The sequence below is a fragment of the Polaribacter ponticola genome, assembly GCF_026191475.2.
GTDB classification, from domain to species: domain Bacteria; phylum Bacteroidota; class Bacteroidia; order Flavobacteriales; family Flavobacteriaceae; genus Polaribacter; species Polaribacter ponticola.
In genome coordinates this window covers 114710-136505 of the sequence record NZ_JAOSLC020000002.1, presented here as the reverse complement: position 1 = coordinate 136505, position 21796 = coordinate 114710, and the positions used below count along the sequence as shown (strand labels likewise).

Here is a 21796-nt window from a genome sequence, read left to right as displayed (position 1 = left end):
ATTTTCTACATAAACTATTTTTTTAGTTTTATTTTTTTGGACATTAAAAATAATCAGTATTTTAAAAGCTAACAAGCCTTAATCAAAAACAATAAAGTAAAAGTATGTCATTAACAACTACCAAAAAATCATATAAAAGCGCCTTCATTTTTTTAACAACCTTATTTTTTCTTTGGGGTTTTATAACCGTTTTGGTAGATAGTTTAGTGCCAAGATTAAAAGATGTTTTCGAAATGTCTTATGCAAAAACTGTTTTGGTACAATTTGCATTTTTTGTAGCTTTTTTCGTTTTCTCCTTGCCAGCAGGATTTATTTTGTCGAAAATCGGTTATAAAAAAGGAATCGTTTTAGGTTTACTAACCATGGCATTAGGTTGTTTGTTGTTTTATCCTGCAGCTTCAATGAGGTCTTTTCCTGTGTTTTTAATAGGATATTTTACACTTGCAGGCGGTATTACTGTATTGCAAGTGGCTGCAAATCCGTATGTTGCTTTGTTGGGTAGTGAAGATGGTGCAAGTAGTCGTTTAAACTTATCGCAAGCGTTTAACTCTTTAGGAACTACCATTGCACCTGTTGTTGGTGCCTTGTTTTTATTGAGCGATTCTGTAAAAACATCAACCGAAATAGAACTTTTATCAGAAGTAGAAAAAAACAATTATTATATTGCTGAAGCAGCAACAGTTCAAACTCCATTTATATTAATAGCTGCTTCCATTGCCGTTTTAGCATTAATTTTTGGCTTTATAAAATTACCAAAAGTAATGCAAGAAAATCCTAAAGGTGGATATTTAACATTGCTTAAAAATAAATTAATGTTAATGGGTGCATTGGGTATTTTTGTTTACGTTGGTGCAGAAGTTGCTATTGGAAGTTTTTTAGTGAATTATTTTACAGATATGAATCTAGCGCCAGTAGTATCTCAAAACGAAACTATGATGAATATTGCCAATACCATTGCAAGCACATTTAATAAAACATTTACAGATTCAGACCCAAAATCGTTATTAGGTATTTTTGTCATCTTTTATTGGGGTGGCGCAATGATTGGGCGTTTTGTAGGTGCGTATTTAACCAAAATTATGGCACCAGGTAAAGTGTTAGCAATTTTTGCAGGTTTAGCAATTACCATGATTTTAATTTCAATTAACACCACAGGATTACTTTCTATGTGGTCTATTTTAGCAGTTGGCTTGTTTAATTCTATTATGTTTCCAACAATTTTCACACTAAGCTTAGATGGTTTGGGAGATTTAAAAGCACAAGCATCTGGTTTATTATGTATGGCAATTGTTGGTGGAGCAATTATTCCATTTATATTTGGCTCTTTAATAGATTCTGTAGGTTTTAAAACAGCATTTGTGTTAACAATTTTATGTTACGTTTATATCCTTTTTTTGGTAAATTTAAATTAAAGAAAGTGTAATTGTCAGTAATTTATATTTTAGTTAAACATAGAAATAATTATAGGGATTCAATAATATTTAGTTTGTTAGAAATTGTACGAAGTTATTTGTAGATTTTAAAAATTGCTAAATTAATTACTCACTTTAGAGTAAGAAATACCATATTAATTGTTGATTTTTATTTGAAGATAATTTCTTTTACTTGATGTTTTTTAGGGTATTCTTTAAATTTTAAATTCATTAAAATTTACAAATACAAAATCCATGTAATTCTTTTTTCTGACCTATTAGAAATTTTACTATTTTATCTAAATCAAAAAAGTATTTATTTTTAGAGAGTTTGTGAGGTTACAATTTTAAATTTACGATGTTTTAATATCTTATGTTTAAAGTTCATGAATATTTTTTCTTTAAGAATTAGAATCAATATAAAAACACTAATTCACAAAATAAAAAAACCAAAACAATTAAGTTTTGGTTTTTTTATTTATATGAAAGAAATATTTTTTTAGTTTATTTCTTTTTTTCTGTTGTGCAGCTTGTTGCTCTTGTGCTTGTTTCATTGCCGCGTCTATTTTTTGACGAAACTTACTCTTCGCTTTTTCAGGGCGTTTTTTGTTTTCCTCAATTTGTGCATGAATTTTATCCTCATCAATTACATAGTGCTTGATTACTAACATTATAGCAATCGTTAACAAGTTAGATATAAAATAGTATAAACTTAATGAACTCGCGTAGTTGTTAAAGAAAAATAACATCATAATAGGAGAGAAGTAAATCATATACTTCATCATTTTACTCATATCTGGCATACCTTCTTGTGGTGGTGCTTGCATGTTAGCTTGTTGACTTTGGTTCATTTTCATGTAAAAGAAAATAGCAATAGAAGCTAGTATTGGAAATAAACTTACATGATCTCCATAAAAAGGAATTTCGAACGGAAGTTTAAAAACTGTATCATAAGAAGATAAATCTACTGCCCATAAAAAACTTTCTTGTCTTAAAGATATGTTTGTTGGAAAAAACTTAAATAAAGCAAAGAAAACAGGCATTTGTAATAAGGCAGGTATACAACCAGACATCATACTAACCCCAGCTTTTCTTTGAATCGCCATAGTTTCTTGTTGACGCTTCATTGCATTTTCTTTTCCAGGATATTTTTCATTTAATGCTGTAAGTTCAGGTCTTATAACCTTCATTTTTGCACTAGATAAATAAGATTTATATACTAAAGGCGACATGAAAATACGAACAACAATCGTCATTAATATAATTATTAACCCGTAATTACCCATAAAACCTTTTAAGAAGTTAAATACAGGGTAAAATAAATTTCTGTTTAAAAAGCCGAAAATTCCCCAACCTAAATCTGCAATCTGGTCTAAATCCGTTCCTATAAATTGTTCTCCGCTTAATAAATTATAATCACTTGGTCCGTAAAACCATTTCATATTATAATTTAACTCACCACCTGTTAAAGCTAAAGGAGTTTTTAATTCGTATTTTTTAGTAAATAAGGTATCAACTTTAATATCATTTACTAAGTCTGTAGAGGTAACAGTAGCATTTGAAAAAGGAGTGTCTGTTAGTAAATTACTAGTAAAAAAGTGTTGTTTATAAGCTACCCAATCTAAATCATTTACAATTTCTGTATTACCAGCATTTAAATAATCTACTTCGTCATCTGTTTTATAATAGTAATAAGAATACATTGTATTCTCTGTTTTTAAACTTTTTTCATGTCTAAAACCTTTTAAAGACCAATCTAAATTAATAGGATTAGATGAATTGATAACTGTGCTTAAACCTTGAGATCTAACAGAGAAATCTATCATGTAATTATTAGGCTTAACTTCATACCTATATTCTAAAAACTGTGTTTCTGAAACTTTCAGTTTCATAGATAATACAGAATTGTTTCCGTTTTTAGTTAAAACAGGTTCAAAAAATAAATCTTTTGTATTTAAAATTCTATTGTCTGTTGTACCAAAATTAATGTTAAAAGACGCGTTGTTGTCTTTAATCATATATAAAGGTAGAGAATCGTAAGTTTTGTAGTTTTTAATTAAAGCTTCAATAATTTGTCCACCTTTATTATCAATCGTTAATTTAACCAACTCATTTTCTATAACAGAGCTACCTTCAGATCCATTTATAGCACTACTTGCAAATGCACCTAGTTTGTTTTTTGCTGCAACTTGTTGTAAAGAATCATTTAAAACAGTTGGAGTTGTATTTGCAAATGTTTGATCTGTAGCTACATTTTTAGAAGCATCAATTACTTGTTCGGTTTTTGTAGTTTCTACTTCAGCTTCGGGGGCATTCATATAAAAATACCAAAGCATAATTCCTCCAAGAAGAATCATACCAATAAAAGAATTTAAATCGAATTTTTTTGTTCCATGTGTAAATTTAAAATGTCATTTTGTCATTTTTTGTTTTTCAGTATTAATGAAAAACCGACAAATGTAGCAAAAGAGTATTGTTTATACTTAATTTTACTACGATTAGTTTAGTTACATTATATAGTTCAAAGAGTGTTCCCTTTTTATTGAACTAGATTTAGTATCTTATTTTTTAGATTGTTTTAAAGCAGCTTTAATAAAATCTACAAATAAAGGATGCGGTTTTAAAACCGTACTTTTATATTCTGGATGATATTGTACACCAACAAACCAAGGGTGATTAGTAATTTCTACAACTTCTACTAAACCAGTTTTTGGATTTGTACCTGTAGCTTTCATACCAGCAGCTTCTATTTGTTTTAAATAGTCGTTATTAAATTCATAACGATGTCTATGGCGTTCGCTAATGTTTTCTGATTTATACGCATTATATGTTTTAGAATCTTTTTCTACTTTACAATCCCAAGCACCTAAACGCATTGTACCACCTTTTTCGGTAACATTTTCTTGGCTTTCCATTAAATTGATAACTGGGTTTACAGCATCTTTCTTCATCTCTGTAGAAAAAGCATCTTTTAAACCTAATACGTTTTTAGAAAACTCAATTACCGCCATTTGCATTCCTAAACAAATTCCGAAGAAAGGAATATTGTTTTCTCTTGCATATTGTACTGCTTTAATTTTACCATCAATTCCTCTGTCTCCAAAACCAGGTGCAACTAAAATACCATTAACACCTTCTAGTTGTTTTGCAAAGTTATCAGGAGTTAAGCTTTCTGAGTGAATCCATCTTACATTTACCTTTGTTTCATGAGTAGAACCAGCATGAATAAAGGCTTCTGTTATTGATTTGTATGAATCTTGTAGCTCTATATATTTACCTATTAGAGCAATTTCTACTTCGTGTTTAGGGTTTTTATGTTTTTGCAAAAAGTTATTCCAAACTTTTAGCTCTGGTTTTAGTGGTGATGAAAGCTGTAGTTTTTTCAAAACAACTTCATCTAAACCTTGATCTAACATTAAATTAGGAACATCATAAATTGTTTCTGCATCTATAGATTGTATAACGTCTTCAGTTTTAACATTACAGAATAACGCTAATTTACGTTTAATATCATCAGATATTTCATGCTCTGTTCTACATACTAATATATCTGGGCTAACACCACTTTGCATTAACATTTTTACGGAATGTTGTGTAGGTTTTGTTTTTAACTCACCTGCTGCAGCTAAATATGGTACCAATGTTAAATGAATAACAATTGTATTGTCTTCTCCTTTTTCCCATAGCATTTGACGAACAGATTCTACATAAGGTAAAGATTCTATATCACCAACAGTTCCACCAATTTCTGTAATTACAATATCATAATCACCAGTTTCACCTAAAATTTGAATTCTACGTTTAATCTCATCTGTAATATGAGGAATAACTTGTACAGTTTTTCCTAAAAACTCTCCTTTTCTTTCCTTATTAATTACAGATTGATAAATTCTACCCGTAGTAACATTGTTTGCCTGACTTGTAGGAATGTTTAAATAACGCTCATAATGACCTAAATCTAAGTCAGTCTCAGCACCATCTTCGGTAACATAACATTCTCCATGTTCATATGGGTTTAATGTTCCTGGATCTATATTAATATAAGGGTCTAGTTTTTGGATAGTTACAGAAAAGCCTCTTTCTTGTAATAATTTTGCTAATGATGCAGCAATAATTCCTTTTCCAAGTGATGAAGTTACGCCTCCTGTTACAAAAACGTATTTAGTATTACTCATGGTTCTTTTAGGTTTGGGCAAAAGTACTAACTCTCGTTTTTATCACAAATAAAAAACACTAAAAACATTTAAAAAAAGAGTACTTTTGTAAAAGATAAAAATAATTCATTTTTTTAAAATACTGTTTGTCAAAAATAAAAACAGTTGTATATTTGCACACGCTTTTAACAAGGTGTAAATTGTTAAGCAGTAAAATTAATAAAGAAGATATTTAAAAATACATAATAATGCCGAAAAGAACGTACCAACCATCAAAGAGAAAGAGAAGAAACAAACACGGTTTCATGGAAAGAATGGCTTCTGCTAATGGTAGAAAAGTATTAGCTCGTAGAAGAGCAAAAGGAAGAAAGAAAATTTCTGTTTCATCTGAAACTAGACATAAAAAATAAATGATTAACAATTGTTAATATATTAGGTGTTACTTTTTTAAGTAACACCTTTTTTTATACCCAAACACGAACTATTTTTGTAAACTTAAACAACACAACAACTTACAATGCCAAAAAGAAAAGACCTTAATTCCATACTTATTATTGGATCTGGACCTATTGTTATTGGTCAAGCCTGCGAGTTTGATTATTCTGGATCACAATCTTTACGTTCTTTACGTGAAGATGGGATAGAAACAATTTTAATAAATTCTAACCCAGCAACTATTATGACGGATCCTTCAATGGCCGATCATATATATTTGAAACCATTAACAACAAAATCAATTATTCAAATTTTAAAAGAGCATCCACAAATTGATGCAGTTTTACCTACAATGGGAGGTCAGACAGCATTAAATTTATGTATTGAAGCCGATGATAAAGGAATTTGGAAAGATTTTGATGTAAAATTAATTGGTGTAGATATAGATGCGATTAATGTTACAGAAGATAGAGAACAGTTTAGAGAATTAATGATTAAAATTGGAGTGCCAATGGCGCCCCAAGCTACAGCAACATCTTTCTTAAAAGGAAAAGAAATTGCTCAAGAATTTGGTTTTCCGTTAGTTATTCGTTCTTCATATACTTTAGGTGGAGCAGGAGCTTCTATAGTATATGATCCAAAGGATTTCGACGAATTATTAAGCAGAGGTTTAGAAGCATCACCAATACATGAGGTGATGATTGATAAAGCAATGATGGGCTGGAAAGAATATGAACTAGAACTATTAAGAGATAAAAATGATAACGTAGTTATTATTTGTTCTATCGAAAATATGGATCCAATGGGAATTCATACTGGAGATTCTATTACGGTTGCACCAGCAATGACACTTTCTGATACTACTTTTCAGAAAATGCGTGATATGGCTATTCATATGATGCGTTCTATTGGAGATTTTGAGGGTGGTTGTAATGTTCAGTTCGCAGTTTCACCAGATGCAAAAGAAGATATTATTGCTATTGAAATTAACCCACGTGTGTCTCGTTCATCAGCATTAGCTTCTAAAGCAACAGGTTATCCTATTGCAAAAGTAGCCACTAAATTAGCAATTGGATATAGTTTAGATGAGTTAGAAAACGGAATTACTAAATCTACTTCAGCTTTATTTGAGCCAACATTAGATTATGTAATTGTGAAAATACCTCGTTGGAACTTTGATAAATTCGAAGGTTCAGACAGAACTTTAGGTTTACAAATGAAAGCAGTTGGAGAAGTAATGGGAATTGGACGTTCTTTCCAAGAAGCATTACATAAAGCAACACAATCTTTAGAAATTAAAAGAAATGGTTTAGGTGCAGATGGTAAAGGCTACACTAATTATAACCAAATTATAGATAAATTAACCAATGCAAGTTGGGATCGTGTTTTTGCTATTTACGATGCTATTGCTATGGGTATTCCATTGTCTCAAATATATGATATCACAAAAATTGATATGTGGTATTTAAAACAATACGAAGAGTTATTTCAGTTAGAAAAAGAAATATCTACTTATAAAATAGACACACTTGGTAGAGATTTATTATTAGAAGCAAAACAAAAAGGATACGGAGACAGACAAATTGCTCACATGTTGGGTTGTTTAGAAAGTGAAGTTTATACTAAAAGAGAAGAGTTAAACGTACAACGTGTATTTAAATTAGTAGATACTTGTGCTGCAGAATTTAAAGCAAAAACTCCTTATTATTATTCAACATTTGAAAATGAAATTGAATCTGCAAACGGAGAGATAACTATAGCTAACGAAAGTGTAGTTTCTGATAAAAAGAAAATTATAGTTTTAGGATCTGGACCAAACAGAATTGGACAAGGTATTGAATTCGATTATTGTTGTGTACATGGTGTTTTAGCAGCTGCAGAGTGTGGTTATGAAACAATTATGATAAACTGTAATCCAGAAACGGTTTCTACAGATTTTGATACAGCAGATAAATTATACTTTGAGCCGGTATTTTGGGAACATATTTATGATATTATTCGTCATGAAAAACCAGAAGGAGTTATTGTACAGTTAGGAGGGCAAACAGCTTTAAAACTTGCTGAAAAATTAACTAGTTATGGTATTAAAATTATTGGAACTTCTTTTGAAGCTCTAGATATTGCAGAAGATAGAGGAAGATTTTCAGCGATGTTAAAAGATAATAAAATTCCATATCCAGAATTTGGAATCGCTGAAACTGCAGATGAAGCTTTAACTTTAGCAGATGAGTTAGATTTTCCAATTTTGGTTAGACCATCTTATGTGTTAGGAGGGCAAGGAATGAAAATTGTAATAAACAAAGAAGAACTTGTAGAACATGTAGTTGATTTACTAGGTAGAATGCCAGGTAATAAATTATTATTAGATCATTATTTAGATGGAGCAATAGAGGCAGAAGCAGATGCTATTTGTGATGCTGATGGAAATGTGTACATCATCGGTATTATGGAGCATATTGAGCCTTGTGGGATACATTCTGGAGATTCAAATGCAACTTTGCCAGCCTTTAATTTAGGTGAATTTGTAATGCAACAAATTAAAGATCATACACATACAATAGCAAGAGAATTAAAAACTGTTGGTTTAATTAATATTCAATTTGCTATTAAAGATGATGTTGTTTATATCATTGAAGCAAACCCTAGAGCTTCTAGAACGGTACCTTTTATTGCAAAAGCATATAAAGAACCTTATGTAAATTATGCAACTAAGGTTATGTTAGGTCATAAAAAAGTAACAGACTTTAATTTTAATCCTCAATTAGAAGGTTACGCAATTAAACAACCTGTTTTTTCTTTTAATAAATTTCCTAATGTTAATAAAAAATTAGGTCCAGAAATGAAATCAACAGGAGAAAGTATCTTATTTATAGATAGTTTAAAAGATGATGAATTTTATAATTTATATTCAAGACGTAAAATGTACTTGAATAAATAAATTAATTCTTTATAAATTAAAAGCATCCAATTCTTTATAGAATTGGATGCTTTTTTATGGGTAAGCTAATGTTAATAAGAATATAAAACGATTCATTCTTTAGCTAAACTCGATTTTTTTATTAGAAGATTAATTTGAAAACACTTATTATTATTATTATTATAAAAGTTTAGATATTAAAAGAAGTAAAATAGTATAGAAAAATGCCGATTTTAATATTACTAAACAAAAAAATATTATCCTTATTAAGAATAAATTTTCTTAATGGTTTTTAATTAAAACAAGGTTTTACTTTAACTTTTTCTTTTTTGTATGCAATACAAAAGTTGCATTAAAACCAAAATGGAAGTTACCATCTTTAGCGTTAAAATTATTTTTAGTTTGTGTTATAAAAGTATCTTCTACAAAATTACGAGCGTTAGTTACATGGAATTGCAATAATAAATGGCTTAGTTCCCAATTTACACCCACCATAAAAGCGTTGTAAGTATTAACAGATTTTATTGGGTTAGCAACATAGAAATATTCTGAAACTATAGAGGCATGACCTCCAATTTTATGCCTTCCTCCAAAACCAATTGCAAATTGATTATTAGGATCATCTGTTAACTTGTCTACTTTTTTATGAATAAATGTTGGTGATACTTGTAAAGAGAATTCAGAATTCATTTTTCTTGCTACTAAAACCTGACTAGTAAATGCGTAATTGTTAGTTGATTTATTACCTGGGTATAAACCACCACTAGTTGTGTTTACACTTCTACTTGAAATTGATTGTAATAATGAAATACTAAAAGGTCCTTTTTTTGTGTTTTTGCGTTGTTTTATAAGCTTGTATTTAAAAAAACCATCTGTAATTTTATCGTGATTTGTATATCCTAAACCTACGGTTAAATTATCAGAAAAAGCATAATCCAAACCATAACGAGTACTAACTACATCAGCAAGAAAACGTTGACCTTCGAAGTTAGGAATATTCCAATATCTGTTATATAAAGAAATTTCTAAAGCACCTTTTTTTCTAGTTTCAATAGAATGTCCTAAACCAATTCTTGTTGTTTTAAAAGTTGCGATTTTATAAACGGGTTTATCAGGAAATTCTTTATTTAATTTATCAAGTAAATCTTGAGCATTTATAGAAGAACCTAAAACCATTATTGCAATAGTAAGCAGTTGATATTTTATTTTATTCTTCATAAGGTTGATATTGGAATCTAAATTTAATAGAAATTGTTTTTGCAATGTTACTCGATAAAATAGGAGGTATTTTAATTTCAAAATCTTTTACTAAAACATTAAAATTACCAGATAGTACATAATTATCATTAATATATTCAATTGTAGTTTTAATATCTATTTCTTTTGTAATACCATGAACAGTTAATTTACCTCTAATAATCTTTGTTTGAGTTTCCTTGCTAACTAGGTCTAAATCTAATATTTTTCCAAGAAAACTTGCTTTTGGGTATATATCTGATTCTATATAGCTTTCATTAAAATGTTCATACATTAAATCTTTTTTAAAAACAAAGGCACGCATCAACATGCTAATTGCTATTTCTTTTTTTCTAAATCTAGAATACTAAGAACTTGGTTGTTTTTAGCTTCTATATTCTCTACAGAGGTATAAGAGAAAAAAGAAATTTGGCCTTGTCTTGCAATAAATTGTTGCTGTTTAAGATTAAAATCGGCAAAAGTTATTAATAAAAAAATGAGTGGTAAAAATTTATTCATTCGGTTTTAGATCAATTGAGCAGTTTAGTAAAATTACGTCTTTTAAAAAACCTTTACAAATTCCTTTTACACGTATTTTTTGATTTTCTTTTAGTTCTTTTAAATTTTCAAAATCATTAGGATGAACATCGCATATTACACCAAAGTTTTCGGTATTACTTTTTAAAATAATAGTATTTCTATTATTTAAAAAAGAAACCTTTTCTACAAAACCTGTAATCTCTATAATTTTACCAGCATATAGAGCATTGGATTTTTTTTCGTCTTTGTTATAAGATTTTACTAAGTCATTAGAAGTTAAAACCATTTCTGCAATTTCATGTTCTAAATTTTTATCGGATGAAATAAATAATGGAACAATATAATAATATCCATTTACTAATAGTAAAAGTAGAATAAAGGTTAAAAATAATTTGTTTTTGCTTTTCATAAATAATTATTCAAAGAAAATGAAATTTACTTTTTTTAAGCTTATAAATCTTTATGAAAAGGAAAAAATAAGTTTAAAGAGGAAAAAATAATTATTAATAAGAAAAGAATAGTAGTATATTTCAACTTTATATTTCCTTATGAAAAAAGACAAACTTTATTTTTTAACTTTTTTATCTATTGCAGCAATTTTTCTTTTAATTGCTTTAATTGCATCTCAATACTTTATAAAAGTAAGTGCTAATCAATTAATAGAAGTTCAAGTTGAATCTAGTAAAAGAGAGGCTAATGAAGTTGCTAGGTTTATCGATTTTCAGATTTCTTCTGGTATTAACAAAGAAGATGTTGTTATTAATATTCAGAATATTATTGAAAATTCTAATTCAAATACTTGGTTTATAAGTGTATTTAATTGGAGCGGGAGAGAGGTTTGTCATCCAGATAAAACAAAAGTAGGTCAGCAAGTAAACTCTAATGAAACTTTATTATCATCATTAAAAGAAAAAATTAACTCAGATGATTTGTATGAATTATTAATGGATGAAAGTAATCCAGATCTTTCTGAAATAATTCATATTTCTCCAATAAAAAAAACAGATTTAATTGTTGCAGCCAATGTAAATATTAGTGGTATTACATCTCAAATGAATACTTTAAAAGGGAATTTTTATTTAATTTTTTCAATTATGGGTGTTTTAGTAATTGTATTATCTTTTGTGGCAGTTAGAATAATTGGAAGTTCTTATGAAAAGCAATTAGAGTTAAAAAATACAACTTTAGCTTCTGAAGTTTTAAACCTATCTAAATTAAATACAGATTTGGTTTCTTATAAAGAAAGAATTGCAGATACAAGTTTAGAAGAAGTCATAGAAGAGCCTTTAGAAATAGAAAAAACAAGAATTCTTACTTATATAAGAAATGAGTTGGTGCCAATTTCTATTGCAGATATTGCTTATGTTTATACAGAAAACACTATTACTTATGTAATTTGTTTTGATGGAAGAAAATCTACTTCTAACATGAGTTTAGATGATATTTTTACACATTTAAATGCTACGTTATTTTTTAGAGCAAACAGGCAATTTATTATTAGTATTTCTGCTATAGATAAAATTATTAAATACGGTAATAGTCAATTAAAAATTTTATTGCAATCTAAAACTTCAGACGAAATCATAATTAGCAAAAATAAGGCTGCCGAATTTAAACAATGGTTAAACTTATAGTAAAAGACACCTTTTATTTCTTAAATGTGCTTACTTTTTAACTCTTTTTTTCCTTTTTAACCATTTTTATTTCCCTTTCATAAAGGTTCATACTTTATAACTTCTTATATTTTAGTTACTTTACAGAAGAAATTTAAAACTAACTATTATGAATGGAATATTAAAAATTAGAAATCTTTACTTAGTATTTTTAGCAACTTTTCTTTTTACTTCGTGTTTAACTAATGTAGAACAACCTATAGATGAAGAAGGAGAAGATCCAGAAAACATAGATCCTTGTGAATCAATTACATTTTCTTCAAATGTAAAAGTAATTATAGATAATAATTGCACTCAATGTCATAGTACAAGTGGTGGTCAGTTTCCTAATTTAGATTCGTATAATGGGGTAAGTTCTAACTCAAGTTCGGTGCTTTCTGCAATAGAAAGTAGAAGAATGCCACTTGGTGGTAGTTTAACTAATGATGAAATTGCAACAATTAAATGCTGGGTAGATAATGGAGCTATAAACAATTAAAACTAGAAATAATGAACAAGAAAAAAATATTCTTTATCGTTTTAATTTTGGGTTTAACTACTGTTTTGTTAGCTTATAAAATGTATAATAAGCCACATATAAATGTAGCAAATTCATCTGCGAATATTATACTTACAGCCAATAAAATAGTAAACGATTTTACTTCGGATGAAAATGCTGCGAATACTAAATATCTAGAAAAAATTATTGAAGTTAAAGGTGTTATTTCTAAAAGAGAAATTGAAAACGGAAAAGGAATAATTACTCTAAAAACGAATGATGAATTCGGAAGCGTTTTATGCCACTTATCTGAAGTTGCTTCAAAAAATGTAAATGCTATAAAAGAAGGAGATGTTGTGAGTGTAAAAGGAATTTGTACAGGATACTTAATGGATGTTGTTCTGGTAAAATGTGAAATTATTAATTAATAAAATTATCAATTATGAAATTAGTTATAACATTTATTTGTTGTTTTTTTATAACAACAGTAGTAAATAGTCAAGAAAGATATCTAACAAAAAAAGGAGCAATTACTTTTTACTCTAAAGCGCCAATGGAAGATATTACTGCAGAAAATAATCAAGTGTTAAGTATTATTGATGCATCATCTGGTAAAATGGCAATTTCTATTTTAATGAAATCATTTATGTTTAAAAAGGCATTAATGCAAGAACATTTTAATGAAAACTATGTTGAGTCAGATAAGTTTCCAAAGGCTACATTTAAAGGAAGTATATTGGGGTTTGATGACATAAAAGAAACTGCAACAAATACTCAAGTAAAAGGTGTTTTATCTTTACATGGTGTAAAGAAGGAGGTAATTATAAATGCAAATTTCAAAAAAATAAAAGATGCAATTTTAGTTGATGGAGATTTTATAATTGAAGTAGATAATTTTAATATTAAAATTCCTGCAGTAGTAGCAAAAAACATTGCAAAAAAAATAAAAGTAAGTTTTAAATTTAACCATACAACATATAAGAAATAATATTATGAAAAAAAGATTACTAACCATTCTTCTGTTTTCAATATCTATTTATTCATTTTCACAAGATGATTTACTAGATGTTTTAGATACTGAAACGCCAAAAAACGGAAAAGAAAACATTGTTACTTCAACCTTTAAAGGAACAAGAATATTAAACGGTCATTCTATAGAAAACAGAAAAGAAAAAGAATTAGAGTTTGTTATTTCTCATAGATTCGGAAGAGTAAATTTAGGTTTTGATGAACTTTTTGGATTGGATCAATCAAACATACGTTTTGCTTTAGAATATGGTTTAAATGATAATTTAACAATAGGTTTTGGAAGAAGTAGTTTTGATAAAACTTATGATAGTTTTTTAAAATATAGTTGGTTAAAACAAAAAAAGGAAATCAATCATTTCCTTTTGCGGTTTCTCTTTTTGGAAGTGTTGCACTAAAAACTATTAAAGATTATGACCCAGCAGATAAAAGAACTTTTGCAGAAAGTTTAACTTATGTTGGGCAGGTTTTAATTGCCAGAAAAGTAAGTCAGTCTTTTTCATATCAAATTACACCAACTTATATTCATCGAAACACAGTAAAAATTGAAGCTGATCCACATGATATTTTTGCTTTAGGTTTTGGGAGCCGTATAAAGTTAAGCAAAAGAGTATCTTTTAATAGCGAGTATTATTATGCTTTTGATGAGTCTAAATCAATTAACGCTAGAAATTCTTTAGCTTTTGGTGTAGATATTGAAACAGGCGGACATGTATTTCAATTAATTTTATCGAATGCAATAACTATGATCGAAAAAAGTTTTATTACAGAAACTACTGATAATTTCTTTGGTGGAGATATTCATCTTGGATTTAATATATCAAGAACTTTTTAGTATCCAATTTATAGAAAAATAAAAGAAAGAAATACCTAAAGCAGATTATTGAGGAGTTGACTCATGATCAAAATTAATCAGTAATCTGCTTTCAATTTAGTATCATTAAAAAAAATATAATTAAATTTTTTCCTAATTTATCTTAAAACTATGCAAATGTTTCAAAGAAATTATACAGTTAAAGGTAATGATGTAAATGATTTTATGGTAATGCAAAATGCAGCTTATTTACATTATTCGTCAAAATTACTAGAAACATTTTTATTTGTTAAAGGATTTACAAAATTAAAAATGAATACTTTAAAAGTAGGTTTGCAAAAAAAGAATGATAAAATAACTCAATACAAACCATTATTGTTTACACAATCTTTTTTAGTTGAGTTAGAATTTAAAAATATCTTGTTTACAAATAATAAAATGAATGTAGTCATTCATTTTTATAATCAAGAGAATGAATTGTGTACAACAATTACAAGAGAACTTTTTGGTTTGATTACAGTTCTTGGAAAACAATATCCCCTCCAAAAACAATTTCTAAATACTTTTTAGAAAAAGAAGATTTTAGAAAAGTTGGATAAACCTCTTGCTTTCGTTTGGTTATCAAGGCAGTTTGTTTAGCTTTTCTATATCTTATTTTTAATTATTTAGACTGTTATGACTGTCCTATTTAGAGCAAATAATTAATAATTAGCAACAGGTTTAACATGGAAAACACCATCTGTTTCTCTTTTTTTCTTACTCTAAACTTAATTCTTAATGCTCTAAGTGTTCCATATCCTCCAGAAATAGCGAGTATAATTCCACCAACTAGAAGTAAACTTAGTTTAGTTGTTGGTTCTGGGTCTGCAATAGCTAATATAATAACATAAATTCCAGCACTGCTTAATCCTAAACTAACTAATGCTTTTGTAATTTGTTTGGTAGATTTTCCTCCTTTGGCTTTTGAGGCTTTAATAAGGCTTACTGCAGATTTTAAATCTCTTTCTCTTATTTTAAATTTTTTGTCATCAATTAAAGTAAATTCATTTTTTAAAGAGTACTCTTTTAAAGCATCTTCTAGCCAATTAACACTTGAAGTATTGATAGTTTTGTTCATGGGGGATGATTTTAATAGTGATAAATATTTCTTACTTAGCTAATTTACAATAAAATAAGGAGAAAACAAAATGCATTTTAAAAGGTGAAATAGGTTTTGTTTATTTTTCGTTTAATTCAATTTTAGAATTACTATTTTCAAATAAATGTAAGTAATCATTAATTTTAAAAATTTTACTACTAAATCTAGAAGTTCTGTTTCTACCTTCTTCTTGCCTTTTAATACTTCTAGCATAACGTCTAATTTCAGCTTTAGAAGTTAAAATTATACCAGGAATAGGCGTGCTTTTTCCCTCTTCATTTTTAGCAACCATAGTAAAGTAAGAAGAGTTACAATGTTTGGTTTTTCCAGTTCTTATGTTTTCCGATTCTACACGTAAACCAACAACCATAGAAGTTCTACCAGTGTAATTTATAGAAGCTTTTAAAGTAAGTAACTCACCAACTTCAATAGGGTTTAAAAAATCTACTTTATTTACAGAAGCTGTTACACAATAATTTCCAGAATGTTTAGAAGCACAAGCAAAAGCTATTTGATTCATTAGATTTAAAATATGACCACCATGTATTTTTCCACTAAAGTTGGAGTGCGATGGTAGCATTAATTCGGTAATTGTTAATTGAGATTCTTTTATATGCTTGTACTTTTTATTTATTTCTGTCATAAATCAAAAATACGATTCTTTTTTCTTAAAAATAGTTTTTACATAGTAGGTTTTCAACTGATTTTTTTCCTTTTTAAGGTGTGTTTTTTCCCTTTTATATTTATTTTATTGCATTAAAGTGTTGTTTTTGTTTTATTTACAATAGAATTCAAAATATAAATCATTCTTTTTAAGAAATTAACAATTCACTAAGTATAATGATATTATTACTAAGAAAAAAATAAAATTAAATATTAACTAACATGAAAAAAAACTACTTTTTTAGATCATTTTTATTATTAATTCCTGTTTCAGCTCTTTTTTTAATGTCTCTTTCTGGCGGAAGAGATGGAGGATATTCTGGATCACCAGGAGATAGTAATACTACATGTACACAATGCCATTCTGGAGGTAACTTTAATACTTCTGTTTCACTTCAAACAGAGGTGCCAAATACAGGTTATGAATTAGGAACAACTTATGGTTTACAAGTTGATGTATCTAGTTCTTCAAATTCTAGACATGGTTTTCAAATTACAGCAGAGAAAGTTAGCGATGGTTCTAAAATAGGAACCTTTATTGCAGATGGTACAGATAATCAATTAAAAAATGGTGGTACTCACGTTACACATACAACTGCAGGTAACAGTAAAAAATCTTGGAATTTTAACTGGAAAGCTCCAAGTACAGATGTTGGTGCTATAAAGTTCTATGTTGCCGCACTTGCTGGTAATGGTTCTGGAACTGGAGGTGATGAGGTAGTAACAACTACTTCTTCTAATATTAACGTATTAGGTATTTCTGAGGCAAAACGATTAAATTTTGAAATGTATCCTAACCCATCTTCAGAGAAACTTACAATTCAGTTGCCTTCTGGTACAGATAATGCAACAGTAGAATTCTATGATTATGTTGGGAGGTTAGCTTTATCTAAAAAAATTACTAGAAATGATGATGAAATAAATGTAAATAACCTATCTACGGGTATTTATGTTTTAAAAGTTTTGTCAGAAAATAAAATTGGTAGCCAGAAATTCATAAAAAAATAACAGCTATTTTACCTGAAAGTTATTGAAACCGATAGTATTTTATACAATCGGTTTTTTTTGTGCCTTAATTAAAGTAAATTTGTATAGCTATAAAACTTTAAAAATGAATTATATTTTATTTGATGGCGATGTTAGAAAATCGTTATTACCTTTTACATATACAAAACCAGTTGCAGATATTAGAATAGGTATTTTAACGATAAGAGAAAAGTGGGAGAAGCATTTAGGTTTAACTACAACTACAGTTACAGAAGAATATCTAGAAGAAAAGTATCCAATGGTAGAGTTGGAAAAAAATATTTTAATAAATGCATCATTTTGTCCAACGGAAAGTTTAGTTGATAAAGTTAAAAATTTATCTAAAGACGAAGCTATTTTTAAAGGTGAAGATGTAATTGCTTTTTTTACTTCAGATTCTCAAGAAGAAGTAGATTTTGATGCTTATAAGCAAATCGAATTTGAAGAAGATTTAATTCAAGTTAAAAATACTTGGGATATTTTTTCTTTAAATGAAATAGCTATTCAACAAGATTTCGATTTATTAACAAATGATAGAACTTCTGAGCCAATACCAGAAGGAACAAGATATATTAATAAAGAGAATATTTTTATAGAAGAAGGAGCAGAAATTACATTTGCTGTTTTAAATGCTTCTAAAGGACCTATTTATATTGGTAAAGATGCTGTAATTTTAGAAAATTCATCTATAAAAGGACCATTTGCAATGTGTAATAATGCTGTAGTAAAAATGGGAGCCAAAATTTATTCGGGGACTACTTTAGGACCTTATTGTAAAGTAGGCGGAGAGATTAGTAATTCTGTTTTAATGGGATATTCTAGCAAAGGACACGATGGTTATTTAGGTAATTCTGTTTTAGGAGAATGGTGTAATTTAGGAGCAGATACAAATAACTCAAATTTAAAAAATAATTATGCTGAGGTTAAATTATGGAATTATGAAACGGGTAGATTTGCAAAAACCGGACTTCAGTTTTGTGGTTTGATGATGGGAGATCATTCTAAATGTGGAATTAACACAATGTTTAATACTGGAACTGTTGTAGGTGTTTCTGCAAATATATATGGAAGCGGATTTCCTAGAAATTTTGTTCCTTCTTTTAGTTGGGGTGGAGCAGCTGGTTTTACCGAATATAAAACGAATAAAGTATATGAAGTAGCAGAAGTAGTTATGAAGCGAAGAAATATGGTTTTTAATGATATTGAACAACGAATTTTACAGCATGTTTTCGATACAACTAAAGAGTTTAGAAATTATTAATTTTTTTACTTAAAAGAATAAACTTAAAAAGCCATAAAACATATATTTGTTTTATGGCTTTTTAAGTTTTCTAATTATTAATAGTTAATTTCTATCTATAATATCTCCAGAACCAACAGATTTGCTATCTATGTGAGATGGGTTTCCTTTATAATAGATACTACCAGAACCAACAACTTTAGCTTTTATTTTACTTTTAACAGTTGTTTTTATACTTCCAGATCCAGCAATATTTGCATATAATTTATCTGTTCTTAATTCATATGCTTTTATACTTCCAGAACCTGCTATAGAACAATTTAGCTCATTAGAGTTACCAGATAATTTTATATTACCAGAACCACCAATGTTAGAGCTAACTTCATCTGCATCTATTTGTAAAGTAATATTACCAGAACCACCTAAAGAGACTTTAAAGTCGTTACTTTTAATAATACCCTCGTTGGTAATATTACCAGAACCACCTAATGAAACTTTTTCTATATCTTCATAAGTTATAGTAACAACTAGTTTTTTTGTAGTTCTAATATTTATGTTTTTTCTGTATTTAACTCGTAAAGTATTTCCTTTAACTTCGGTTTCTATATATGGGATAATATTTTCTTCACCTTCAATAGTAATTTTGCCTTCTTTTCCTTTTACAAGTATAACATCAAAAGAACCACCAACTCCAATTCCATCATAATCAGATGTTGTTCTTTTTACTTTTACAACGTTTCCGTTTCCTTTAATTTTTTTACTATTACCCCACCAATCTTGTGCATTAAGAGATAGACTTACAGTTAATATAATAGAGGTTAATATTATTTTTTTAAACATGATTTTTTATATTTTAAATTATTTTTTTAATTTTATTTGATAGTTACACCACCATATTGAGATCTAATATTGATACGAGAATTTGATTTTCCTGTTCCAAATTTTCCTTGGTAATATTTTTTAGTTGATTTAGAAATCTTTTTAAAGAATTCTATTTTATCATCATCTCTTTTAAAACCTGCATATTGTAAATCTAATTCAAATTCAAAACTAGCATCTGCATCTACTCCAATTCTAATGCCAGCATATTCTCCATCTATGTTTACATTTTCAAAACCTTTAACCAACCTTTTTACAGAAATTGCTCCATAATCAGTATCTATTTTTAAGTTCTTTTTTATGGTTCCAAAATGCATACCTACGTAATCAGAATTACCAACTACATTTGTAGCTTCATCAATAGAAATAGATCCATAATCTGCGTTGAAGTTTACATTACCAGCTTTTTCTATATTTAAAGTTGAATAATCGATATTTGCTTTTAAACTCTCAGATTCTTCAATAGTAATTTTAGAATAATCTGCATTTAAGTTTCCACCTTTCATATATACAATTGTAGATAATGAGCAATAGTCTAAATTAATATCATTATTGTTTGCAGATAATTCTCCAATAGAAATTTTACCATAATCGCAGTTAATATTTGCTTTACCCATTAAATCTCCTAAAGAAATATTTCCATAATCGTTATTTAAATCAGCAGAATTAGTTTTTGGCATTTTAACATTATAGTTAATTTTATAACTTAAATTATTGTTTCTTTTCCAGAAAGACCAACTTTTTTGTTCTTTTCCAAATATAGTTTTCGCATAAACTAGGTTAGAAGAAGCTTCAAATTCTACATCAATATTATCTAGTTTTTCTTCAACTCTATCTAAATCATCACCTTTTACAGTTATAATAACTTCAATTTCAATATTATTTTTTTCCAAGTAGTAATGTTTAAATTCCCGTACCTATTATCAATAGATAATTTGGCATCAGAATTAACTTTATATTCTTTTTTTAATCTTTTACTTTTTTCGTGTTTTTTGCCATCGTTGTTTGCTAATGCAATGAGCGGAAAAAGTAATATTAATAAAGTAATTTTATATATAGCTTTCATTGTTTATGTTGTTTGAATTCTTTATTTGGTCTATCTGTTTTAAAACATTTTCTAAAACTTGAAGACGTTGTTGGTAATTTTTAATCATAGAATTTATAATTCTTCTTGCGCTTCCTTCAGAATTTAATTCTTTAATAAAAAGTTTATAATTGTCTTCTAATTCTTCTAATTGATCTAAGGCTTCTTCAATAATTGTTTCAGTTTCTAAGTTTCTATTTTTTTCAATAGTTTTTATTTCTTGATTGATTGTGGAAACAAAGTAATTTTGTACTTCTTCCATTTTAGGAGAAATGTCTGCCAATTCTATTTGTTGTTTTTGATGGTTACTTCCTAGCCAAAAACCTAAAACTAAAACTACAGATGCTGCTACAGAAAGCCATTTCCAAGAAGAATTGCTTTTTTTTCAGTTCTATTTAACTTACGTTCAAAACGTTCTAAATGTGCAGATTGTGGCTCATGAAAATCGAAATTATTTTCAGAGAAAAAGTCATGTAATTTATCCTTCATAGGCTTGTGCTTGTATATTATTTGCAAGTAAAATTTGCTTTAATTTTTTCTTTGCTCTCGAAACTGTGGTTCTCACATTTTCATTAGTATAATTTAATATTTGTGCAATTTCTTCATAATCATAACCTTCAATTAAATTTAAGGTAAGCACAACTCTATAATTGTCTTTTAAACTTTGTAACGTTTCTAAAACACTTTTTGGGTTTAAACCTGTATAATCTATTGTTTCATTTTCTACTTCATTTTTAGGAATTATTTCCATTTTTACTTCTTGATAACGATTGTTCTTTTTAAGTTGTGTTAAACTTTTATTAATAACAATTCGTTTTAACCATGCTCCAAACGCTACTTCTTCTTTATACATATTTAATTTAGTAAATGCTGTTAAAAAAGCTTCTTGCATAATATCTTCTGCTTCAAAATTATCTTTTAAAATTCTAAGTGCAGTATTATACATAGCTTTATAATAAGCTTTGTATAGTTGCAACTGAGCGTTTTTATCCGACTTTTTACAGTTTTCTATTAGTTTGGTTATATGTGGTTGGTTAGCTTCCAATAAAACGTTTCTATACTAAAGACAAAACTGTTTTTA

23 protein-coding genes and 1 pseudogene are annotated in these 21796 nt (G+C 28.0%); 11 read left to right on the top strand and 13 right to left on the bottom strand.

The genetic code is table 11. The annotated features are described in order from the left end of the window. Window positions 1–104: 104 nt before the first annotated feature. A complete protein-coding gene (locus N5A56_RS00960) occupies window positions 105–1412 on the top strand; it encodes a sugar MFS transporter (protein WP_265724193.1) in 1308 nt (435 codons plus the stop codon). Between the two features lie 458 nt (window positions 1413–1870). Here the strand turns inward: N5A56_RS00960 and yidC are convergent, their stop codons facing one another. Both yidC and N5A56_RS00950 read right to left on the bottom strand, forming a co-directional pair. After that, complete coding sequence (gene yidC / locus N5A56_RS00955; protein WP_420793177.1) at window positions 1871–3769, bottom strand: membrane protein insertase YidC; 1899 nt, start codon at window positions 3767–3769, stop codon at window positions 1871–1873. Between the two features lie 204 nt (window positions 3770–3973). Beyond that, window positions 3974–5587 (bottom strand): CTP synthase, encoded by a 1614-nt coding sequence (locus tag N5A56_RS00950; protein ID WP_265724194.1) that lies wholly within the window; start codon window positions 5585–5587, stop codon window positions 3974–3976. Between the two features lie 227 nt (window positions 5588–5814). Here N5A56_RS00950 and rpmH point away from each other — a divergent pair, with 227 nt between their 5' ends. Both rpmH and carB read left to right on the top strand, forming a co-directional pair. Further along, on the top strand, window positions 5815–5976 hold the full coding sequence (gene rpmH, locus N5A56_RS00945) for a 50S ribosomal protein L34 (RefSeq protein ID WP_026775082.1): 162 nt from the start codon (window positions 5815–5817) through the stop codon (window positions 5974–5976). Between the two features lie 107 nt (window positions 5977–6083). After that, the gene (gene carB / locus N5A56_RS00940) at window positions 6084–8939 is read left to right on the top strand and encodes a carbamoyl-phosphate synthase large subunit (protein ID WP_265724195.1); all 2856 of its coding nucleotides are present in this window, start codon (window positions 6084–6086) and stop codon (window positions 8937–8939) included. Window positions 8940–9227: 288 nt separating this feature from the next. Here the strand turns inward: carB and N5A56_RS00935 are convergent, their stop codons facing one another. Genes N5A56_RS00935 through N5A56_RS00920 form a run of 4 tightly spaced genes read right to left on the bottom strand, consistent with a single transcriptional unit; the run spans window position 9228 to window position 11103 of the window. Next, a complete protein-coding gene (locus tag N5A56_RS00935; protein WP_265724196.1) occupies window positions 9228–10136 on the bottom strand; it encodes a DUF5777 family beta-barrel protein in 909 nt (302 codons plus the stop codon). Beyond that, entirely contained in the window at window positions 10126–10449 is a 324-nt protein-coding gene (locus N5A56_RS00930; protein ID WP_265724197.1) for a YceI family protein, read from the bottom strand. The genes N5A56_RS00935 and N5A56_RS00930 overlap by 11 nt, the downstream gene beginning before the upstream one ends. 44 nt (window positions 10450–10493) lie before the next feature. Then, window positions 10494–10673 carry a hypothetical protein gene (locus tag N5A56_RS00925; RefSeq protein ID WP_265724198.1) on the bottom strand — a complete coding sequence of 60 codons (180 nt, stop codon included), beginning with the start codon at window positions 10671–10673 and terminating at the stop codon, window positions 10494–10496. After that, window positions 10666–11103 carry an OB-fold protein gene (locus tag N5A56_RS00920; RefSeq protein ID WP_265724199.1) on the bottom strand — a complete coding sequence of 146 codons (438 nt, stop codon included), beginning with the start codon at window positions 11101–11103 and terminating at the stop codon, window positions 10666–10668. Before N5A56_RS00920 ends, N5A56_RS00925 begins: the two co-directional genes overlap by 8 nt. A 139-nt stretch (window positions 11104–11242) precedes the next feature. Between N5A56_RS00920 and N5A56_RS00915 the strand changes: the two genes are divergently transcribed. From N5A56_RS00915 to N5A56_RS00885, 6 genes and pseudogenes are all read left to right on the top strand, one after another. Further along, a complete protein-coding gene (locus N5A56_RS00915) occupies window positions 11243–12328 on the top strand; it encodes a LytR/AlgR family response regulator transcription factor (RefSeq protein WP_265724200.1) in 1086 nt (361 codons plus the stop codon). A 148-nt stretch (window positions 12329–12476) separates the two neighbouring features. Then, on the top strand, window positions 12477–12845 hold the full coding sequence (locus N5A56_RS00910) for a cytochrome c (protein ID WP_265724201.1): 369 nt from the start codon (window positions 12477–12479) through the stop codon (window positions 12843–12845). Between the two features lie 11 nt (window positions 12846–12856). Then, the gene (locus N5A56_RS00905) at window positions 12857–13273 is read left to right on the top strand and encodes an OB-fold protein (RefSeq protein WP_265724202.1); all 417 of its coding nucleotides are present in this window, start codon (window positions 12857–12859) and stop codon (window positions 13271–13273) included. A 14-nt stretch (window positions 13274–13287) separates the two neighbouring features. Then, window positions 13288–13833, top strand: coding sequence for a YceI family protein (locus tag N5A56_RS00900; RefSeq protein ID WP_265724203.1), 546 nt, complete (start codon window positions 13288–13290; stop codon window positions 13831–13833). A 4-nt stretch (window positions 13834–13837) separates the two neighbouring features. Beyond that, window positions 13838–14706, top strand: a pseudogene (locus N5A56_RS17635) (DUF5777 family beta-barrel protein). A gap of 156 nt (window positions 14707–14862) precedes the next feature. Next, on the top strand, window positions 14863–15255 hold the full coding sequence (locus N5A56_RS00885) for a hypothetical protein (protein WP_274270127.1): 393 nt from the start codon (window positions 14863–14865) through the stop codon (window positions 15253–15255). Between the two features lie 118 nt (window positions 15256–15373). Here N5A56_RS00885 and N5A56_RS00880 read toward each other — a convergent pair whose 3' ends face one another. After that, window positions 15374–15802 (bottom strand): hypothetical protein, encoded by a 429-nt coding sequence (locus tag N5A56_RS00880; RefSeq protein ID WP_265724207.1) that lies wholly within the window; start codon window positions 15800–15802, stop codon window positions 15374–15376. Between the two features lie 100 nt (window positions 15803–15902). Then, window positions 15903–16466, bottom strand: a complete 564-nt coding sequence (locus N5A56_RS00875; RefSeq protein WP_265724208.1) for an acyl-CoA thioesterase — start codon at window positions 16464–16466, stop codon at window positions 15903–15905. A gap of 242 nt (window positions 16467–16708) precedes the next feature. On the opposite strand from N5A56_RS00875, the gene N5A56_RS00870 reads away from it, so the two are divergent. Both N5A56_RS00870 and N5A56_RS00865 read left to right on the top strand, forming a co-directional pair. Next, entirely contained in the window at window positions 16709–17494 is a 786-nt protein-coding gene (locus tag N5A56_RS00870) for a choice-of-anchor V domain-containing protein (RefSeq protein ID WP_265724209.1), read from the top strand. 103 nt (window positions 17495–17597) lie between these two features. Next, window positions 17598–18773 (top strand): GlmU family protein, encoded by a 1176-nt coding sequence (locus N5A56_RS00865; protein WP_265724210.1) that lies wholly within the window; start codon window positions 17598–17600, stop codon window positions 18771–18773. 84 nt (window positions 18774–18857) lie between these two features. Here N5A56_RS00865 and N5A56_RS00860 read toward each other — a convergent pair whose 3' ends face one another. From N5A56_RS00860 to N5A56_RS00840, 5 genes are all read right to left on the bottom strand, one after another. Beyond that, window positions 18858–19592, bottom strand: coding sequence for a head GIN domain-containing protein (locus tag N5A56_RS00860; protein ID WP_265724211.1), 735 nt, complete (start codon window positions 19590–19592; stop codon window positions 18858–18860). 32 nt (window positions 19593–19624) lie between these two features. Beyond that, complete coding sequence (locus tag N5A56_RS00855; RefSeq protein WP_265724212.1) at window positions 19625–20524, bottom strand: DUF4097 family beta strand repeat-containing protein; 900 nt, start codon at window positions 20522–20524, stop codon at window positions 19625–19627. Between the two features lie 156 nt (window positions 20525–20680). Then, window positions 20681–20998 (bottom strand): hypothetical protein, encoded by a 318-nt coding sequence (locus N5A56_RS00850; protein WP_265724213.1) that lies wholly within the window; start codon window positions 20996–20998, stop codon window positions 20681–20683. A 65-nt stretch (window positions 20999–21063) separates the two neighbouring features. Beyond that, complete coding sequence (locus N5A56_RS00845) at window positions 21064–21204, bottom strand: hypothetical protein (protein ID WP_265724214.1); 141 nt, start codon at window positions 21202–21204, stop codon at window positions 21064–21066. After that, a complete protein-coding gene (locus tag N5A56_RS00840) occupies window positions 21194–21760 on the bottom strand; it encodes an RNA polymerase sigma factor (RefSeq protein WP_265724215.1) in 567 nt (188 codons plus the stop codon). The genes N5A56_RS00845 and N5A56_RS00840 overlap by 11 nt, the downstream gene beginning before the upstream one ends. Window positions 21761–21796 lie beyond the last annotated feature (36 nt).

What these genes read in the sequence shown, in the direction of transcription:
- N5A56_RS00960 (WP_265724193.1), top strand. Translation starts at nt 105, where the DNA reads ATGTCATTAACAACTACCAAAAAATCATATAAAAGCGCCTTCATTTTT.
- yidC (WP_420793177.1), bottom strand. Translation starts at nt 3,769, where the DNA reads ATGATTCTTCTTGGAGGAATTATGCTTTGGTATTTTTATATGAATGCC.
- N5A56_RS00950 (WP_265724194.1), bottom strand. Translation starts at nt 5,587, where the DNA reads ATGAGTAATACTAAATACGTTTTTGTAACAGGAGGCGTAACTTCATCA.
- rpmH (WP_026775082.1), top strand. Translation starts at nt 5,815, where the DNA reads ATGCCGAAAAGAACGTACCAACCATCAAAGAGAAAGAGAAGAAACAAA.
- carB (WP_265724195.1), top strand. Translation starts at nt 6,084, where the DNA reads ATGCCAAAAAGAAAAGACCTTAATTCCATACTTATTATTGGATCTGGA.
- N5A56_RS00935 (WP_265724196.1), bottom strand. Translation starts at nt 10,136, where the DNA reads ATGAAGAATAAAATAAAATATCAACTGCTTACTATTGCAATAATGGTT.
- N5A56_RS00930 (WP_265724197.1), bottom strand. Translation starts at nt 10,449, where the DNA reads ATGTATGAACATTTTAATGAAAGCTATATAGAATCAGATATATACCCA.
- N5A56_RS00925 (WP_265724198.1), bottom strand. Translation starts at nt 10,673, where the DNA reads ATGAATAAATTTTTACCACTCATTTTTTTATTAATAACTTTTGCCGAT.
- N5A56_RS00920 (WP_265724199.1), bottom strand. Translation starts at nt 11,103, where the DNA reads ATGAAAAGCAAAAACAAATTATTTTTAACCTTTATTCTACTTTTACTA.
- N5A56_RS00915 (WP_265724200.1), top strand. Translation starts at nt 11,243, where the DNA reads ATGAAAAAAGACAAACTTTATTTTTTAACTTTTTTATCTATTGCAGCA.
- N5A56_RS00910 (WP_265724201.1), top strand. Translation starts at nt 12,477, where the DNA reads ATGAATGGAATATTAAAAATTAGAAATCTTTACTTAGTATTTTTAGCA.
- N5A56_RS00905 (WP_265724202.1), top strand. Translation starts at nt 12,857, where the DNA reads ATGAACAAGAAAAAAATATTCTTTATCGTTTTAATTTTGGGTTTAACT.
- N5A56_RS00900 (WP_265724203.1), top strand. Translation starts at nt 13,288, where the DNA reads ATGAAATTAGTTATAACATTTATTTGTTGTTTTTTTATAACAACAGTA.
- N5A56_RS00885 (WP_274270127.1), top strand. Translation starts at nt 14,863, where the DNA reads ATGTTTCAAAGAAATTATACAGTTAAAGGTAATGATGTAAATGATTTT.
- N5A56_RS00880 (WP_265724207.1), bottom strand. Translation starts at nt 15,802, where the DNA reads ATGAACAAAACTATCAATACTTCAAGTGTTAATTGGCTAGAAGATGCT.
- N5A56_RS00875 (WP_265724208.1), bottom strand. Translation starts at nt 16,466, where the DNA reads ATGACAGAAATAAATAAAAAGTACAAGCATATAAAAGAATCTCAATTA.
- N5A56_RS00870 (WP_265724209.1), top strand. Translation starts at nt 16,709, where the DNA reads ATGAAAAAAAACTACTTTTTTAGATCATTTTTATTATTAATTCCTGTT.
- N5A56_RS00865 (WP_265724210.1), top strand. Translation starts at nt 17,598, where the DNA reads ATGAATTATATTTTATTTGATGGCGATGTTAGAAAATCGTTATTACCT.
- N5A56_RS00860 (WP_265724211.1), bottom strand. Translation starts at nt 19,592, where the DNA reads ATGTTTAAAAAAATAATATTAACCTCTATTATATTAACTGTAAGTCTA.
- N5A56_RS00845 (WP_265724214.1), bottom strand. Translation starts at nt 21,204, where the DNA reads ATGAAGGATAAATTACATGACTTTTTCTCTGAAAATAATTTCGATTTT.